This window comes from Sedimentibacter sp. MB35-C1, assembly GCF_030913635.1.
GTDB lineage: Bacteria > Bacillota > Clostridia > Tissierellales > Sedimentibacteraceae > Sedimentibacter.
This window is the reverse complement of record NZ_CP133188.1, coordinates 270,941-287,097: the sequence shown is the minus strand read 5'-3', so window position 1 is coordinate 287,097 and position 16,157 is coordinate 270,941. Positions and strand designations below refer to the sequence as shown.

Annotated in this window: 15 protein-coding genes, 1 tRNA gene, 1 pseudogene and 1 riboswitch; of the genes and pseudogenes, 13 read left to right on the top strand and 4 right to left on the bottom strand. The window is 35.3% G+C overall.

The window, feature by feature from the left end:
* Positions 1-64 precede the first annotated feature (64 nt).
* A riboswitch (SAM riboswitch) is annotated at positions 65-167 on the top strand.
* 59 nt (positions 168-226) lie between these two features.
* From RBQ61_RS01370 to RBQ61_RS01345, 6 genes are all read left to right on the top strand, one after another.
* Positions 227-697 (top strand): YbaK/EbsC family protein, encoded by a 471-nt coding sequence (locus tag RBQ61_RS01370; protein WP_308138751.1) that lies wholly within the window; start codon positions 227-229, stop codon positions 695-697.
* Positions 698-762: 65 nt separating this feature from the next.
* Positions 763-1,500 (top strand): tRNA threonylcarbamoyladenosine dehydratase, encoded by a 738-nt coding sequence (locus RBQ61_RS01365; RefSeq protein WP_308140081.1) that lies wholly within the window; start codon positions 763-765, stop codon positions 1,498-1,500.
* A 13-nt stretch (positions 1,501-1,513) separates the two neighbouring features.
* Positions 1,514-2,530: a methionine ABC transporter ATP-binding protein gene (locus tag RBQ61_RS01360; RefSeq protein WP_308138750.1), complete on the top strand. Its 1,017-nt coding sequence runs from the start codon at positions 1,514-1,516 to the stop codon at positions 2,528-2,530.
* A complete protein-coding gene (locus RBQ61_RS01355; protein WP_308138749.1) occupies positions 2,520-3,182 on the top strand; it encodes a methionine ABC transporter permease in 663 nt (220 codons plus the stop codon). The genes RBQ61_RS01360 and RBQ61_RS01355 overlap by 11 nt, the downstream gene beginning before the upstream one ends.
* Positions 3,183-3,282: 100 nt before the next feature.
* Positions 3,283-4,146, top strand: a complete 864-nt coding sequence (locus tag RBQ61_RS01350) for a MetQ/NlpA family ABC transporter substrate-binding protein (protein ID WP_308138748.1) — start codon at positions 3,283-3,285, stop codon at positions 4,144-4,146.
* Positions 4,147-4,366: 220 nt separating this feature from the next.
* Positions 4,367-5,683 carry an HD domain-containing phosphohydrolase gene (locus RBQ61_RS01345; RefSeq protein ID WP_308138747.1) on the top strand — a complete coding sequence of 439 codons (1,317 nt, stop codon included), beginning with the start codon at positions 4,367-4,369 and terminating at the stop codon, positions 5,681-5,683.
* A 13-nt stretch (positions 5,684-5,696) separates the two neighbouring features.
* On the opposite strand, the gene RBQ61_RS01340 is transcribed toward RBQ61_RS01345, so the two are convergent.
* The gene (locus tag RBQ61_RS01340; RefSeq protein WP_308138746.1) at positions 5,697-6,254 is read right to left on the bottom strand and encodes an NADPH-dependent FMN reductase; all 558 of its coding nucleotides are present in this window, start codon (positions 6,252-6,254) and stop codon (positions 5,697-5,699) included.
* Between the two features lie 217 nt (positions 6,255-6,471).
* Here RBQ61_RS01340 and RBQ61_RS01335 point away from each other — a divergent pair, with 217 nt between their 5' ends.
* A complete protein-coding gene (locus tag RBQ61_RS01335) occupies positions 6,472-7,344 on the top strand; it encodes a DegV family protein (RefSeq protein ID WP_308138745.1) in 873 nt (290 codons plus the stop codon).
* 155 nt (positions 7,345-7,499) lie between these two features.
* Here the strand turns inward: RBQ61_RS01335 and RBQ61_RS01330 are convergent, their stop codons facing one another.
* Entirely contained in the window at positions 7,500-8,522 is a 1,023-nt protein-coding gene (locus tag RBQ61_RS01330; RefSeq protein ID WP_308138744.1) for a P1 family peptidase, read from the bottom strand.
* Between the two features lie 92 nt (positions 8,523-8,614).
* Complete coding sequence (locus tag RBQ61_RS01325) at positions 8,615-10,066, bottom strand: sodium:alanine symporter family protein (RefSeq protein ID WP_308138743.1); 1,452 nt, start codon at positions 10,064-10,066, stop codon at positions 8,615-8,617.
* 231 nt (positions 10,067-10,297) lie between these two features.
* Between RBQ61_RS01325 and RBQ61_RS01320 the strand changes: the two genes are divergently transcribed.
* From RBQ61_RS01320 to RBQ61_RS01300, 5 genes and pseudogenes are all read left to right on the top strand, one after another.
* On the top strand, positions 10,298-12,286 hold the full coding sequence (locus tag RBQ61_RS01320) for a sigma 54-interacting transcriptional regulator (protein ID WP_308138742.1): 1,989 nt from the start codon (positions 10,298-10,300) through the stop codon (positions 12,284-12,286).
* Between the two features lie 168 nt (positions 12,287-12,454).
* A tRNA-Ser gene (locus RBQ61_RS01315) sits at positions 12,455-12,544 on the top strand.
* A gap of 96 nt (positions 12,545-12,640) precedes the next feature.
* On the top strand, positions 12,641-12,955 hold the full coding sequence (locus RBQ61_RS01310) for a DUF3784 domain-containing protein (RefSeq protein ID WP_308138741.1): 315 nt from the start codon (positions 12,641-12,643) through the stop codon (positions 12,953-12,955).
* Positions 12,956-13,157: 202 nt separating this feature from the next.
* A pseudogene (locus RBQ61_RS01305) lies at positions 13,158-13,505 on the top strand (hypothetical protein); the annotation flags it as partial.
* Positions 13,506-13,545: 40 nt separating this feature from the next.
* Positions 13,546-13,719 (top strand): hypothetical protein, encoded by a 174-nt coding sequence (locus tag RBQ61_RS01300; protein ID WP_308138740.1) that lies wholly within the window; start codon positions 13,546-13,548, stop codon positions 13,717-13,719.
* A 135-nt stretch (positions 13,720-13,854) separates the two neighbouring features.
* Here RBQ61_RS01300 and RBQ61_RS01295 read toward each other — a convergent pair whose 3' ends face one another.
* Complete coding sequence (locus RBQ61_RS01295; RefSeq protein ID WP_308138739.1) at positions 13,855-14,514, bottom strand: TetR/AcrR family transcriptional regulator; 660 nt, start codon at positions 14,512-14,514, stop codon at positions 13,855-13,857.
* A gap of 305 nt (positions 14,515-14,819) precedes the next feature.
* Here RBQ61_RS01295 and RBQ61_RS01290 point away from each other — a divergent pair, with 305 nt between their 5' ends.
* Positions 14,820-16,145 carry a glycine/sarcosine/betaine reductase component B subunit gene (locus RBQ61_RS01290; RefSeq protein WP_308138738.1) on the top strand — a complete coding sequence of 442 codons (1,326 nt, stop codon included), beginning with the start codon at positions 14,820-14,822 and terminating at the stop codon, positions 16,143-16,145.
* Positions 16,146-16,157 lie beyond the last annotated feature (12 nt).

The window sequence follows — 16,157 nt, the reverse complement described above, 5'->3', positions numbered from 1 at the left end:
AAATAAGGTTGACAAATATACTTTATTAGTGTAAAGTATCACATGACAACTAAATAAGAAAAACTTCTTATCAAGAGAGACGGAGGGATCGGCCCTGTGAAGTCTCGGCAACCTACAGTTTACTGAAAGGTGCTAAGTCCGGCAAAGGTATCTTTGGCAGATGAGGAGACGGTTAGAACATTTACCCTCTCTTCGAAGAGGGTTTTTTATATTTAGGAGGATATAAATGTCTTTAGAAAAAGTAAGCGAATATTTAAAGAAATACAATAAGGATAATGATATTCTTATTATGGATGAATCGACGGCTACCGTAGAACTGGCAGCAAAGGCCTTGGGAACCAAGGAAGCAAGAATAGCCAAGTCGCTGTCATTTTACAATGGCGATAATGCAATGATAATTGTAGTAGCTGGAGACGCAAAGGTAGACAATAAGAAATTTAAAGGAAAATTCGGATTTAAAGCGAAAATGCTTGCTCATGAAGATACTGTAAGCTTTACCGGACATGCCATAGGTGGTGTTTGTCCGTTTGCTCTTCCGGAGAACGTAGATGTATATCTTGATATTTCCATGAAACGATTTGATACAATGTTTCCTGCGTGCGGCAGTTCAAATTCTGCAATAGAACTCACCTTAGACGAGCTGGAAAAATTATCTCAATGCAGGGAATGGGTTGATGTGTGCAAAAACTGGGAATAAATATTATTAGCAGCAGGAAATAAACATAAAATATTGTGATTAAATTTAAGCAAAGAAAGGGTATTATGCTAAACGAATTTTCAAGAACACAGCTTTTACTTGGCAAGGAAGCTATGAATAAATTAAAAAATTCAACAGTTGCTATATTTGGAATAGGCGGAGTTGGAGGGTATGTTGCCGAAGCTCTTGCACGAAGCGGGGTGGGCAGATTTGCCTTGTTTGATGATGACGAGGTATGTATTACAAACATAAACAGGCAGATTATAGCCACAAGAAAAACTATAGGAAGAAAGAAAGTTGAAGTGATGGCCGAAAGGATTGGAGATATCAATCCAAAGGCTGAAGTGGAAACATATGCAACATTTTATCTGCCTGAAAATGCAGACCTCTATGATTTTACAAAATATGATTACATCATTGATGCGATAGATACAGTAGCGGCTAAGCTTGAACTGATAGTCAGGGCAGAGGCTGCCGGCGTTCCGGTAATGAGCAGCATGGGTGCGGGCAATAAGCTGAGCCCTGCAATGCTGGAGGTTGCGGATATATATAAGACCTCCGTAGATCCCCTTGCAAAGGTAATGCGACGTGAGCTTAAAAAGAGGGGCATAAAAAAATTAAAGGTTGTTTATTCAAAGGAAGAACCTATTAAACCAATATATGACGAAGAGGCTAGCAATCCTCACGATTCTGAGGAAAAAGTGACAAGCAGAAGAGCCACACCAGGCAGCGTATCATTTGTTCCGTCAGTGGCTGGACTCATAATCGCAAGCGAGGTAGTAAAAGATTTAGCGGCTAAGTAAAGGAGAAATCAGCATGGGTACGACTCCATTGATTCAGTTAAAAGATTTAGAAAAGCATTATATCAGTCAGAATAATAAAGTGACTGCCCTGTCGGGAGTTAACCTTGACATTAATAAAGGTGATATATGCGGAATAATAGGAATGAGCGGTGCAGGTAAAAGCACCTTGGTCAGATGTATAAACTTTTTGGAGAGGCCTACGAAAGGTACTGTTATCATAGGCGGCAGGGATTTGCTGAAACTTAATGAAAAACAGCTTAGGGGTCTTAGGCAAAAAGTAGGAATGATTTTTCAACAGTTTAATCTTCTTATGCAGAGAAACGTTGAAGATAATGTGTGCTTTCCGCTTGAAATAGGCGGTGTAAGCAGAAATGAAGGAAGAAAAAGAGCAGGAGAACTATTGGATCTTGTAGGGCTTGCGGATAAAAAAAAGGCATATCCGTCCCAACTGAGCGGTGGGCAGAAACAGAGGGTGGCCATAGCGAGAGCTTTGGCAACAAATCCAGAGATACTGCTTTGTGATGAAGCTACCAGCGCTCTCGATCCAACCACAACTCGCTCTATACTTGAACTTCTGAAAGACATAAATAAAAAACTTGGAATTACTATTGTTATTATTACACATGAAATGTCAGTGGTTGAAGAAATATGCGATTTCGTAGCAATCATAGACAAAGGTAAATTGGCCGAAAAAGGCAGGGTTGAAGATGTGTTTTCAAACCCGAAAACCGATGCTGCTAAGAAGCTTGTCTACCACAGCGGAACTTCGGCAAAAGAGATGACAGGAAACAGGTGTATACGCATTGTATTCGATGGGAAGTCTTCTTTTGAGCCCGTTATTGCAAACATGGTTTTAGAATGCAGGGCGCAGGTTAATATACTGTTTGCAAATACAAAGGATATAAAAGGACAAGCATTCGGTCAAATGGTACTGCAGCTTCCTGATGATGAGATGCAGGCTGATAAAATTATAAACTATTTAAAAAATAAAAATGTTAATGTAGAGGAGTTGATTGGTTATGTTGGCTAACGATACGGTTATGATGCTGTTGGAAGGAACAAGAGACACTTTATACATGACAGTTGTATCAACACTCTTTGCATATTTATTTGCTTTTCCAATCGGAATAGCATTAGTAATAACTAAAAAAGACGGTTTACATCCTATTGGATTTATTTATAGATTTCTGGATATTGTTGTAAATGTGGGGCGTTCAGTTCCGTTTCTGATACTGTTGATAGCGGTTATACCCTTGACTAAATTTATAGCCGGCAAAAGTTATGGGCCCACTGCTACAATAGTACCGCTTGTAATTGCAGCTACGCCATTTATAGCAAGATTGATTGAATCTTCACTTCAAGAAGTAGATCAAGGAGTTATTGAAGCAGCACAAAGTATGGGAGCATCACTTTTAACCATAGTGTTCAAGGTGCTGATTCCGGAAGCCAAAAATTCGCTGATTGTAGGCGCAACAATTGCGATAGCGACAATACTGGGATATTCTGCAATGGCAGGTATTCTTGGTGGAGGAGGATTGGGAGACATAGCCATAAGGTACGGTTATTACAGGTACCAGACCGAAATTATGCTTATGACGCTGGTTCTTTTGATTATACTCGTGCAGCTGCTTCAGATGATAGGAATGAAAATCGCACAAAAGACAGACAAGAGAACTGTCTAAAAAAACAAGCTGAAATAACGCCAGATATGTCCGAGCTAGCTAAGGGCATACTGAATAGTAAACTCAGTGACATATTAAATACGACATAAAGGAGATAACTATGAAAAAATATATAAAATTATTATTAGTGGTGTCAATATTAGTGCTATCCCTTGCAATATTTGCAGGGTGTCAAAGAAATGAGCAGGCATCAGAAGAAAAACCAGAGGCGGAAGTGCCTTCAGAGAGTATGGCTAAAGGTAAAATTACCGTAGCAGCATCGCCGACACCTCACGCTGAAATTTTAGCGCAAGCTAAGGATATACTGGCAGAACAGGGATATGAACTGGAAATAATTGAATTTTCTGACTATGTACAGCCTAACCTTGTTGTTGATGCCGGAGACGTAGATGCGAATTTCTTCCAGCACAAACCATACCTGGATAACTTCAATGAGGAAAACGGAACGAATCTGGTTTCAGTAGCTCCAATTCATTATGAGCCACTTGCAATATATGCAGGTAAATCAGAAAATCTATCTGACATACCAGACGGTGCCGCAATAGCAGTTCCAAGTGATACTACTAATGAAGCAAGAGCATTGTTGCTTCTTGAGGCTAATGGCCTTATTGAAATAAAAGAAGGCGCCGGACTTGCAGCTACGAAAAATGATATTGAAAAAAATCCTCACAATATTGAAATTATTGAATTGGAGGCAGCTCAAGTTTCAAGAGTAATAGGCGAAGTGGATTTTGTAGTATTAAACGGTAACTATGCACTTTCTGCCGGATTAAATGTGTCAGATGCATTAGCAAAAGAAGAACAGTACTCAGATGCTGCTCAGGTCTATGCCAATATATTAGTTGTCAAAGAGGGAAACGAGGAAAGAGAAGATGTTAAAGCTTTGATTGAAGCTTTGAAGAGCGATGAAGTAAAACAATATATTGATGAAACATACAACGGAGCAGTAGTTGCAATAGATTAATTAAATTATAACAAAAAATATTCAAAGATGATAACTTTGCACTAGAATGGATGGTTATTAAAAAGAAATATATATGAAAATAACAGCTGAGGCTGTCCGATTCAAGGGCAGCCTTATTAAAGTGTTATTATTGTACCAATAAACATCTTTTATAAACTTGATTTTTTAATAGTTTATCCGATATACTATTAAATACACAAAAAAACACTGAAGGCGGATCATGGAACATACAGATAAAATATTTCATAGATTTTTAACAGACCCTATAAATGATTTGTTTAACAAACTAACAAACATTTCAATTATAGATAAAAATTTGAACATTATTCCCGATGAAGAATTAGTTCCTGTAATTAAAGAAATTAATCTGGGCTTTAACAAGCTGGATAAATTAATAGAACTAATAGAGAACATTAATAAGGATGTGTCATTTGAAGGAATTTTAAAGTTTATATACTCTACATTCTCAGAATTTATTCCTTATAATCACATAGGAATTGCTCTGCTAAAAGATGAGGATAGAATACTGGAAGCTTCCTATGGTATTTCCGACCCTATGTTGTGTGAACTTCCTAAGAAACTTATGGGACTTAGGGCGGAAATAAGCAGGACAAGTCTTGAAAATATTGTAAAAAATGGGACTCCAAGAATTATAAATGATTTGAATAGTTATACGAAAAACAAAGATGCAAATTATAACAAAATCCTTATGGAAGAGGGAATAAAGTCTTCAATTTCACTTCCTTTGAGTGTTAATGAAAAGCCAATCGGAATTATATTTTTCTCTAATGTTATGCGAGATGTTTATAATGAGGAACATGTGGATTTTTTAAAAACTTTATCAAGCAGTATTGCCATAAGCTTGAATAAAAATATATTTATTGACGAAATGCTTTACTCTACACTTCTGGCACTGACAAAGATGGCTGAAACCAGAGATGAAGATACTGCCGACCATCTTGACAGAATGACTGCATATGCGGTTAAAATTACAGAATTTTTGCAGGACGACAGAAAATATGAAGAAGAAATAACCATTCAGTTTATTAAGGGAATTGAGAGGTTCAGCGCTATGCACGATATCGGCAAAGTTGGTGTTAAGGACGGAATATTGCTAAAGCCGGGGCGCTTGACAAAAGAAGAATTTGATGAAATGAAAAAGCATGTAACATACGGTGTTGAAGTTTTAAAAACAGCAGAAAGCAACATAGCAAAGCAAAAATACAGCATGTTCAAAATGGGAATTGAAATAGTTGAGTGCCATCACGAGAAGTGGGACGGTTCGGGATATCCTAACAACAAGTCTAAAACAGATATTCCGTTAAGCGCCAGAATTGTAGCAGTTTCAGACGTATTTGATGCGCTGACCAGCAAAAGGCCTTACAAAGATGCCTATGGTTTTGAAGAAAGTTTTGAATATGTAATTGAAGGAAGCGGCCGCCATTTTGATCCTGTAATTATTGAGACGCTAAAAAAACATAGAAATGAATTTTATGAGCTGTACAATAGTTTTCAAAAGAATAAGCCGTCCGATTAGGACGGCCCATTCTTTATTCTCTCATCGTCTTCATAGCTTCAGACCATGATATTAGCTGGTTAAATAGTTCAGATACTTCATCATTGTGCCTTGGGTCAGGATTGAACTCGCTCATATTTACAAAATCAGTAAACAAATTCAGCATTACCTGAGCTCTTATATCGGCCATTTGAAGTCCACCTGTTATTTGTCGCAAGTGGTCAACAGCTCTTGCCCCGCCTACACTTCCATAGCTTACAAATCCGACGGCTTTATTTTTCCATTCAACGTTCAAAAAATCAATTGCATTTTTCAATGCTCCGGGTATGCTGTGGTTGTACTCCGGGGTTACAAATATGTAACCGTCAAATTCATCGATTTTCTGCGACCATTTTTTTGTGTGTTCTTTTGTATATTTCTGCATCATTGCAGGATATGGCTCATCATAAAGAGGTAAATTGTAATCAGCTATATCAACCAATTCGAATTTTGCATCTGCTCTATTTTCTGCCAGCTTATATATCCACTCAGCAACAGCTTTTCCGTTTCTCCCGGGCTTTGTGCTTCCTAAAATCACAGCTATTTTTACCATATTAACTCCTCCTGTGAAAATATCTTTAATAAAAGATTTGTGTTTATAATATATATACCCAAATTTCTAAAAACAAACAACTAAATATGTAATGTTTAGTGAATTGAAACAGACTATTAAAATTTAAACATCATGTATTTTATGTATTGTAATGGATGAAGCAATATGTTAGTATTATCTTAAAACTGCATTATAATGATAGAAGGGAAATAAAACTATGAAAAATTATATTATAGTAACAGATTCTACTGCGGATTTGCCTATAGACATTATTGAGAAATATGGAATTGTGGTTATTCCTTTGGGATTTGGCTTTGAAGGTGAAAATTACCTAAACTATCCTGATCACAGACAACTAAGCATAAATGAATTTTACGAGAGGATAAAAAAAGGAGAGAGATCTAATACTACCCTTATAAATGCAAAAACTTTTGAGGAATATTTTGAACGCATACTTATGGATGGAAATGATATTTTATACTTGGGATTTTCATCGGCACTAAGCGGAACATATAATTCTTCTCTGATAGCAAGGGAAGAGCTGTTGCAAAAATACAGCAATTTAAGAATTGAATGCATTGACACATTTGCAGCTTCATTAGGGGAAGGGCTGCTGGTATACTATGCATCAAAGATGAAGCAGGAAGGCAAAAGCATCGACGAGGTTATGAACTGGGTGGCAGATAATAAATTTCATTTGTGTCACTGGTTTACTGTAGATGATTTAAATCATTTGAAACGCGGCGGCAGAATAAATGCTATGACTGCTACTATTGGAACAGCTTTGGGAGTTAAGCCCATACTTCATGTGGATAACGGAGGATATTTAGTTCCCGTTTCGAATGTGAGAGGAAGAAAAAGATCAATCAATGCCCTTTTGGAGCGCATGGAGACAACATGCATAAATCCTGAAGATAATTCAGTTTTCATAAGTCATTCAGAATGCTTTGAGGAAGCAGAATATCTTGGCAACTTAATAAAAGAAAAGCTGCATGTTAAGGAAGTTGTTATAAACTACATAGGACCTGTAATAGGTTCACATACCGGACAAGGCACAATAGCGCTGTTCTTCTTCGGAACAGAAAGATAAGATTTGGAAGTCGATTCATTATTGCTTTACTGAATCGACTTTTTTATTTGGTAATTTATAAAAAAGGAGCACAATTTATATCCAAGATAAAGTGATGTGCTCCGCTTATTTATGAAATAAAATTGAATAAGAATATTAACTGGTTAATGACAATACTACAGATATTCTCTTAAGCTTTTAGAAATTTTGTTATCTCTGCCAATTGTTGTATCAGCATGGTATAAGGAGCTTATTACTGCTTCTTCTACTGCTTCTATGGCTCCTCTGAACACAATATCAATATTTTCGTCATAAATCATTTTTGTAGCGATAACATCCGAATCGCTGTAATGCTTCAAATTATTAGCCGTAGTGAAGGATAAGCAAATATCACCGCTTCCGTTTCCCATATGAGAACCTGTTCTCGCAATTCCAATAGCAGAACGCTTTGCCACCCTTTTCAGCTGCCTTTCATTCAAGGGTATGTCAGTTGCAATTATAATTATTATTGATCCCTTTTCTTTTTTGTTAAGATCAATTTCTTTCATCTTAGCGCCAACATTTTGTCCGCATATTGTTAAATCACCTTTGTTCCCAAAATTGGACATAACAATGGCGCCTATAACATACTCTTTGTTATCTAATTCCACAACTCTTGAGGAAGATCCGATTCCGCCTTTAACACCTAAACAAGACATTCCTGTTCCTGAACCGACTGCGCCCTCTTCAAAATCTTCAGCCGCATTGCTGATTGCTTCAAATATATGCTCTTCTTTAACATGAAGTCCTCTTATATCATTCAATCTTCCGTCGTTACATTCAGTAACCACGCAATTTACTGTGCCTGTCTCAAGACCTATATCGCTGTTTTGATCTAACATATATTTTATCAACCCGTTTGCAGCAACTCCTATGCTGAGAGTATTAGTCATAATTATGGGTGTTTCAATAGTTCCGAGTTCATCAATTTGCAGCAGCCCCATGCTTTTTCCGAATCCGTTCAGTACATATGATGAGGCCATTACTTTTTCTTTAAATATATTTCCTCCATGTGGCAAAATGGCAGTTACACCTGTTTTTACACTACCGTCGTTTAATGTAACATGACCGACTTTTACTCCCTGAACATCTGTTATAAGGTTTTTTTTGCCTTTTTTTAGTTTTCCTATAGTTATTCCGCTGTTTTTATCCAGTCCCATTTTATTTCCTTTCTTAAATGTCTCAACCTAAGAATACTCCGAAAGAGTATTTAATTATTATATATAAACATTATTTATGATATTTTTATTTGCTATTGAGCTTTAGATTTTAACTCGTCTTCATAAAATAGCTTGAAGTCGGGATCAACTGTACCTATTCCCATATATCTTGCTTTGTAGTCCTTTAGCAGTTCAATAAATTTACCACCTATCATAAACAGTACAGCTACGTTGATAAACGTAGGTATTACAGATGAGAAATCGGCCAAAACCCATATTTGCTCTGGAGTTCCTCCGAAGTATACGGAAGCTACTAATATGAAAAAGCCCCAAAGCGGATTTCCAATAACAAATAGCTTTGTGAATATTTTCTTTGTTTTTGAGCCGTCTTCAAATGCATGATTCAACAGGGTCATATAATATGCAAACCAACCTGTATTTGTTGTTAACCCGAACAAAAATATACTCAATGCTACAATTACTCTTGCAGTATAACCTATAACTGATTCGAATGCCGATAATGTTAAGTTTGCTCCTGACATACCTGAATTCCAGTATCCTGTAATTATAACTACAAGTCCTGTTATTGAGCATACTAAAATCGTATCGGCAAATACTTCAAATGCTCCTAATAAGCCTTGCTTAATCGGATGATCAACATCAGCGGTCGCATGTACCATAGGAGATGTTCCCCAGCCGGCTTCATTACTATAAACTGATCTGGCAAAACCCAGCCTCATAGCCTTTCCTACCGTGGCGCCTAAGAAACCGCCAGCTGCCGCTTGAGTTGTAAATGCTCCCTTAAATATTAACATAAAAGTATTAGGAACCTCTGAAATGTTAACTAATAAAATATAAATTCCACATAAAATATAGAATCCGCACATTATAGGAATTAAATAAGAAGCAATAACACCGATCTTTTTAAGTCCGCCTATTGTTACCAGATAAATGCAGATTACCAGTGCAATAGAAGGAATTATAAACGGTATGTTAAATGTTGTTCCTATAGCTTCTGATATGGTGTAATTCTGAATTGTTATAGGCCATGTCATAAATATACCTATTCCAAAGATAACAGCTAGAGGCTTCCAGAATTTAACTCCTTTTTCTGCACCCAAAGCTTTCTGAATATAGAATGTAGGACCTCCTCTAAAAGTGCCGTCATCGCCTGTCTCTCTGTAATACACCGCCAATGAAACCTCAGCCATTTTAATTATCATGCCTAAGAGAGCAGCAAACCAAATCCAAAATAACGCTCCAGGTCCACCTGTAGCAATCGCTGTTGCAACACCGCTTATGTTACTTACGCCGACTGATCCGCCAACAGCAATTGAAATCGCTTGGAATGGAGTCAATTTCTTTTTGTCGTCCAAGCTTTTTGATTCTTTATTGCTTTTAAAAATATTAGTAATAATAAAACCGAAATACTTAAATTGGAATCCGCGGGTTTTAACAGTAAAATAAAATCCTGTTACTATAATAACCACTAATAATGGCATGCCCCATAAAAAATTTGTAAAATTAGTAAAAAGTTCGAACATAGTAGCCTCCTTTAAATTATTTTTTATTTATATATAAGCAATTTATATGCCAATACACATAATAAAAATATTAATTGATAATACTAACGTTTTTATCTTATCAAAAAAGTCTAACAAGTTAAATGCTAATATTTAATAAGATTAAAATAAAAATTAATCCTATTATTATCCTATTATTTTAGTATTTGTGCTATAATAATATAATTAATCTTTAAGCAGGGGGATGCTTTTATGAAAATAATATCAGTAATTTACAGAAACAGAGAGAATATGCCGGCAATCGAGTATTTGAAAAATAATTTAGAATCTATCTTTGAAAAGTATATAAAAGTAAACAATATTTTTTTAAATGAGCTTTTTGATGATGAAATTATTGAGGGTGATATATTTTTAGTTTTGTTTGAATATATGATATACCCATTAAAAAAGCATATACAAAATTTTGATAATGTTATACTTATGACCAGAGGTATTGATAAAAAATTTATTTCTGATATTCTTGCGATTCCCCAAAATACTGATGTTTTAGTTGTAAATGATTCTTATGAGAGTACCATTCAAACAACAAATACTTTTTACGAACTGGGAATAAGCAGTGTCAATTTTATTTCTTACGAAAAAGACTTAGATACGGATAATTATTACGATGATATTAAAATAGCAATAACTCCCAATGAAGAAGATCTGGTGCCGAAGCATATAAAAAATATTATAAATATCGGCTACAGACAAATCGGATACGACACTCTTATTAAAATAATGCAAAAATTGCAATTAAGCCATAAGCTTATAAACAGAAACATAATCAGACATATGAACAGCATTGTTGAGCCTAATGCTACTTTTAAAAGCAATTACTTAAACAGCTATTTGAAAAGTGAAATGTTAAACATGGTGATTTTCAATTCTCATGAAAGTATACTGCTGACGGATAATGATTATAACCTAGTATATTCGAACAATAAATCAAATATTATTTTTGGCATTGACTATAACAGCTACGACAGGAGTATAAGAAATTTTGTTGACAAATCAGCTTTTGAAAAATTAATCAATTCTAATACAAAAACCAGACTTATTAAAATTAACGAAGAGAATTATACAGTTGAAAAAACTACAGTAATGCTTATGGATCAAATTGTAGGTTATTATATAATACTTAGAAATGAGAAGGATATAAGAGATTTAGAAATAAATTTGAAAAATCATTTGATAGATAAAGGGCTTTTTGCTAAGTATTCTTTTAGTGATATTGTGTATAAATCGGACAGTATGATGCAGTGCATAAACCTTTCAAAAAAGGCATCTCTGACAGATTTTACTATAATGATCAGAGGAGAAAGCGGTACGGGGAAGGAATTGCTTGCGCAGTCAATTCATAAATTTTCTTATAGAAGGAGCATGCCCTTTGTTGCGGTTAATTGTGCAGCCCTCCCTGAATCACTTCTGGAAAGTCAGCTTTTTGGATATGAAAGCGGATCGTTTACCGGAGCAAGCAAGAGTGGGAAAATAGGATTGTTCGAGCAGGCTAACACGGGCACATTATTTTTGGATGAAATAGGAGATATATCTCAAAATCTTCAAGTTCAACTGTTAAGGGTAATTCAAGAAAAGCAAATCATGCGTATAGGCAGCAACAGGCTGATAAATGTTGACGTAAGGATTATCGTGGCAACAAACAAAAATTTGGAAGATGAAGTGCAGAAGGGAAAATTTAGAAGTGATTTGTACTACAGGCTTAATGTAATTCCCGTTGAAATTCCGCCATTAAGGGAAAGACAGGAAGATATTTTGCTGTTGGCGGAAAACTTTTTGGGAGATTTGTATTATAGTTTGACAGAGGAGCAAAAAAAATCCATATTGAATTACTCTTGGCACGGAAATGTCAGAGAATTAGAAAGTGCTGTCAACTATTATAAGACACTTGGTATATTTCCAAATTATATGTCAAATAAATCTAATAATAAATCAACTGCGAATTCAAAAAACGATTATATATCTTTAATTTTAAGTATTATAAAAGAAAATACAGACAGTTTTCACGGTATAGGGAGAACTCAATTAATGTATGAGCTCAAAGAAAAGGGTGTAAAAATAAGCGATTCCAAAATCAGAACATTATTAAAATGGCTGCATGACAATAATTATATTGAAACAAGAAAAGGAAGAGCAGGAAATATGGTAACTCAAGAAGGGATTAATTACTTGAATTCTTTGTAGCCGAATAATTCGATCAAAGATAATACATATTAATTATTGGAGTTTGCGGGTTATTTGTACCTCTGGCAGTAATGCGAAATTCCAAATTTTTCTTTTAAGCTAACAGCAAAAAAACATTGACATAGAACATCTTTTCAGGTTATAATATCATTTGCTGTAAAGCACTTTGGAGAGTTGTCCGAGTGGTTGAAGGAGCACGCCTGGAAAGCGTGTATACGGGGAACCGTATCGCGGGTTCGAATCCCGCATTCTCCGCCAAATGAAAATCATGTATGAGTTCACATTTTATACATGATTTTTTGTTTTACTTATGATAATATTAATTAAAGAAAATTTATAACGGAGGGATTAGCTGTGATTATTGGGTTAATTATTATGCTGTCAGCCGGCTTGTTTTGTACTTGCTTTGGTTTTCTCATTTGGAAAAAAGAAAAAATCTCTCTTATACATTCCTACCATTATACAAACGTGAAAGAAAAAGATAAAAAAGCTTATACCACGCTGTTTGGGAAAGGAATTGTGCTAATTGGCACAGGGTGTATATTAGCAGGTATCCTTGATTATGTAACCTATACCGCTTATTGGTGGACTTGTTCTGTTCCATTCTTTATAATCGGGTTTATATTGATTGGAACGGCACAAAAGAAGTATAATGGAAGTTTATTTTAATTTCGCATTATGAGCAAAACACGAAGTGATGGTCTTTTCAGCATATTACCAGCATTTTGTGTTGTTGTCATTTTGAATTGAATTAGCTGCATAGAGAGCCAATAAAGTTGAAAAATGTTATAAATTGTAAAATGGTATTGATAATAAATGTTTTAATTGGTATAATTTTGGTAATTATATTATTAAAAGGAGGGATTGGGAAATGTCAAACTTAGATGTCAATGTTAATATTAATGGCTTAAGTTCAAGACAAGAATCGTATTTTGATGGGGGGGTATTGCAATTAATTGGATGGAGTATTCTAGGAACTTTGATTACAGCTGTAACATTTGGGATATGCTACCCTTAGGCACTATGCATGATATATGGATGGAAAACAAACCACACTGTGATTGAAGGGAAAAGATTAAAATTTAACGGAACAGCAATTGGACTTTTTGGTAATTGGATAAAATGGTTCCTGTTAACAATTATTACTTTGGGCATTTACGGACTTTGGCTAGGAATAGCGTTAGTAAAATGGAAAGTAAAAAACACAACATTGCATAATAACAATTATAATATTAAATATCTAATAATGGAGGCACAAAGTGAAAGTGAAAATTTTTAAGGGAAATATAAGTGAAACAATAGACGTTAACAATTTAGAAGGAGAGCTTAATGGCTTTATCAGCGACAAAAAAGTGTTGGACATTAAGCAGTCACAAAGTTACAATCATGAAACAGATCTTACTTTTCTAGTCGTAAGCGTGTTTTATGAATAAGAGTACATAAAAGTATAGGTTCAAGATTATAAGCTGCATATTGTTAATTAATATGCAGCTTGTTTTTATATTCAAATCAGTATTTAAATAATCTTTAACTTTAATTTCTGCTGTAAGTAAATAATTATATTTAATCTATATTCCTGTAACATGAGATATCGCAGCAAGTATATCTTTTTTTATCTGCTGGGAATCCAATGAAGGATCCTGGCATTTCTGCATTAGTTTATATTTGCAATAACTTACGGTAATTTCATTAAGCATAGATACGTTTTTATCTGTAACAAGATTTTTTTCTTTAATCAGCGGGTGCAAAAGATTTAAACATCTTTCATTAATATTGCTGCCAAAATACATAGATTCAATATCTTCGGAGAACTGATCGCGTTCTTCAGGGAAAATTTGATAATACAAATTCATAATTTCTTTCAAGTTGTCGCTTCTCTTTCCAAAGAAAAAATTATAAAATATGTGAGGGTTTGTTAAAATTGCATCAATAAATAGATTCCATATAGAAAGGAAATTTTCGACGGTAGATAACTGTTTTTGGCTCTGCAACTCAAGGGAGTGACTGTACTCTCGAAAATACTTCATAGAGGCAAGCATAATTAATTGATCAAGGTCCTTAAAATACAAATATATAGTCGAATTATGAAAGCCTGCTCTTTGAGAAATCTTTCGTATAGAGGCACCTTTGAGCCCTTCTTCATCAATTATTTCTTGAGCTGCATTAACAAAACGAATTGTATTATATTTTTTATTTTCTTCTTTTTCTAGTAATTCAAGCTCTTTCATAGTAAACTGCCCCTCTCTTTACGGCATAATCATAATTGAAAGTGCCGTGTAGTTTTTTATTTAAATTATGAAAAATAGTTATAAGTAAGTAAGAAGTTATAAAAATAGCTTGACAATAAGCGCGCTTATTGATATTATTTATACAATATCACATGCAATAAGCGCGCTTATTTATATTATTTGTATAATATCCAAATTATACAATAGCACAAATTATTGTGTTTATCAATAAGAAAAAGATGTGACATTAGGCAAGTGCAGTATCGCCGATATCTAAGATGCAAATAGCATAAGGAGGATTTACCATGAAATTGGAATTAGGAAATTTCTATGTAAAGGATATCGTTTTCGGAGATAAACTGTCATTTGATAATGGAGTCCTGACAATAAACAAACAGGAAGCTCTGGACTTTATCAAAAATGATGAACGTATCACGGAAGCGGACTTATACATAGCGAAACCAGGAGACAAGATTCGTATGTGTCCGGTTAAGGAAGCCATTGAGCCAAGAATCAGGCTGGATGGAAGAAGTGCTTTTCCGGGATATACAGGACCGTTGCAGCCGGCAGGAAACGGAACGGCACACGCATTGAAAAACTGCAGTGTATTAGTGGTAGGCAGACATTGGGGAGGCTTCCAGGACGGACTTATTGACATGAGCGGCGAAGGACAGAAGTACACTTTGTTTGGAGAATTGAATAACATTGTTCTTGTAGCAGACACTAACGAGAAGTTTGAACATCGTGAGCAGCAGAAAAAGAATGATGCTTTAAGAAGAGCCGGACATAAACTTGCAGAGTATGTTGCGGAATGTGTGAAAGAATTAGAGCCTGAAGAAAAAGAGGTATATGAACTTGGTGAAATTACAAAACGTGGGGATGAATTGAAAAAATTATTCTCTGTCGTATATGTAATGCAGCCGCAGTCTCAGATGGAAGAAATGGGCTATAACGATTTAGTCTACGGATGGGATATGAATCACGTTGTTCCTACAGTAATGCACCCAAATGAAATTCTGGATGGAGCGATGGTTTCGGGAAGTTTTATGCCGGTTTCCTCTAAGTGGTCCACATATGATTTCCAGAACTGTCCTAACATTAAGGCTTTATATAAGGAACACGGAAAAACAATTAATTTCCTTGGTGTTATAATGTCTAACCTTAATGTAGCATTGGAACAGAAAGAGCGTTCTGCATTGTTCGTAGCTCAAATTGCAAAGACTCTTGGTGCTGATGGAGCTGTTGTTGCGGAAGAAGGATACGGAAACCCTGATGCAGATTTTATAGGATGCTATGTTGCTTTAGAAGATGCTGGAATTAAAACGGTAGGCGTTACCAATGAATGTACTGGACGTGATGGACAGTCACAGCCTCTTGTAACATTGGATGAAAAATGTGATGCGATCGTATCTTGTGGAAATGTGTCTGAATTAATTGAACTTCCTCCGATGGAGACTGTATTGGGAGAACTGGAAGCTTTGGCAAGAGACGGATTATCTGGTGGATGGCCGGATGATGAAATCTTAGGGCCTTCAGTAAGACCGGATGGCTCCATTATTATGGAAAATAACTCCATGTTTTGCGGAGACCGAGTGTGTGGGTGGTCCCCCAAAACAATGAAAGAATTTTAGAGGAGAGATAAA

Coding starts and splice junctions, on each gene's coding strand:
- RBQ61_RS01370 (WP_308138751.1), top strand. CDS start 227: ATGTCTTTAGAAAAAGTAAGCGAATATTTAAAGAAATACAATAAGGAT.
- RBQ61_RS01365 (WP_308140081.1), top strand. CDS start 763: ATGCTAAACGAATTTTCAAGAACACAGCTTTTACTTGGCAAGGAAGCT.
- RBQ61_RS01360 (WP_308138750.1), top strand. CDS start 1,514: ATGGGTACGACTCCATTGATTCAGTTAAAAGATTTAGAAAAGCATTAT.
- RBQ61_RS01355 (WP_308138749.1), top strand. CDS start 2,520: ATGTTGGCTAACGATACGGTTATGATGCTGTTGGAAGGAACAAGAGAC.
- RBQ61_RS01350 (WP_308138748.1), top strand. CDS start 3,283: ATGAAAAAATATATAAAATTATTATTAGTGGTGTCAATATTAGTGCTA.
- RBQ61_RS01345 (WP_308138747.1), top strand. CDS start 4,367: ATGGAACATACAGATAAAATATTTCATAGATTTTTAACAGACCCTATA.
- RBQ61_RS01340 (WP_308138746.1), bottom strand. CDS start 6,254: ATGGTAAAAATAGCTGTGATTTTAGGAAGCACAAAGCCCGGGAGAAAC.
- RBQ61_RS01335 (WP_308138745.1), top strand. CDS start 6,472: ATGAAAAATTATATTATAGTAACAGATTCTACTGCGGATTTGCCTATA.
- RBQ61_RS01330 (WP_308138744.1), bottom strand. CDS start 8,522: ATGGGACTGGATAAAAACAGCGGAATAACTATAGGAAAACTAAAAAAA.
- RBQ61_RS01325 (WP_308138743.1), bottom strand. CDS start 10,066: ATGTTCGAACTTTTTACTAATTTTACAAATTTTTTATGGGGCATGCCA.
- RBQ61_RS01320 (WP_308138742.1), top strand. CDS start 10,298: ATGAAAATAATATCAGTAATTTACAGAAACAGAGAGAATATGCCGGCA.
- RBQ61_RS01295 (WP_308138739.1), bottom strand. CDS start 14,514: ATGAAAGAGCTTGAATTACTAGAAAAAGAAGAAAATAAAAAATATAAT.
- RBQ61_RS01290 (WP_308138738.1), top strand. CDS start 14,820: ATGAAATTGGAATTAGGAAATTTCTATGTAAAGGATATCGTTTTCGGA.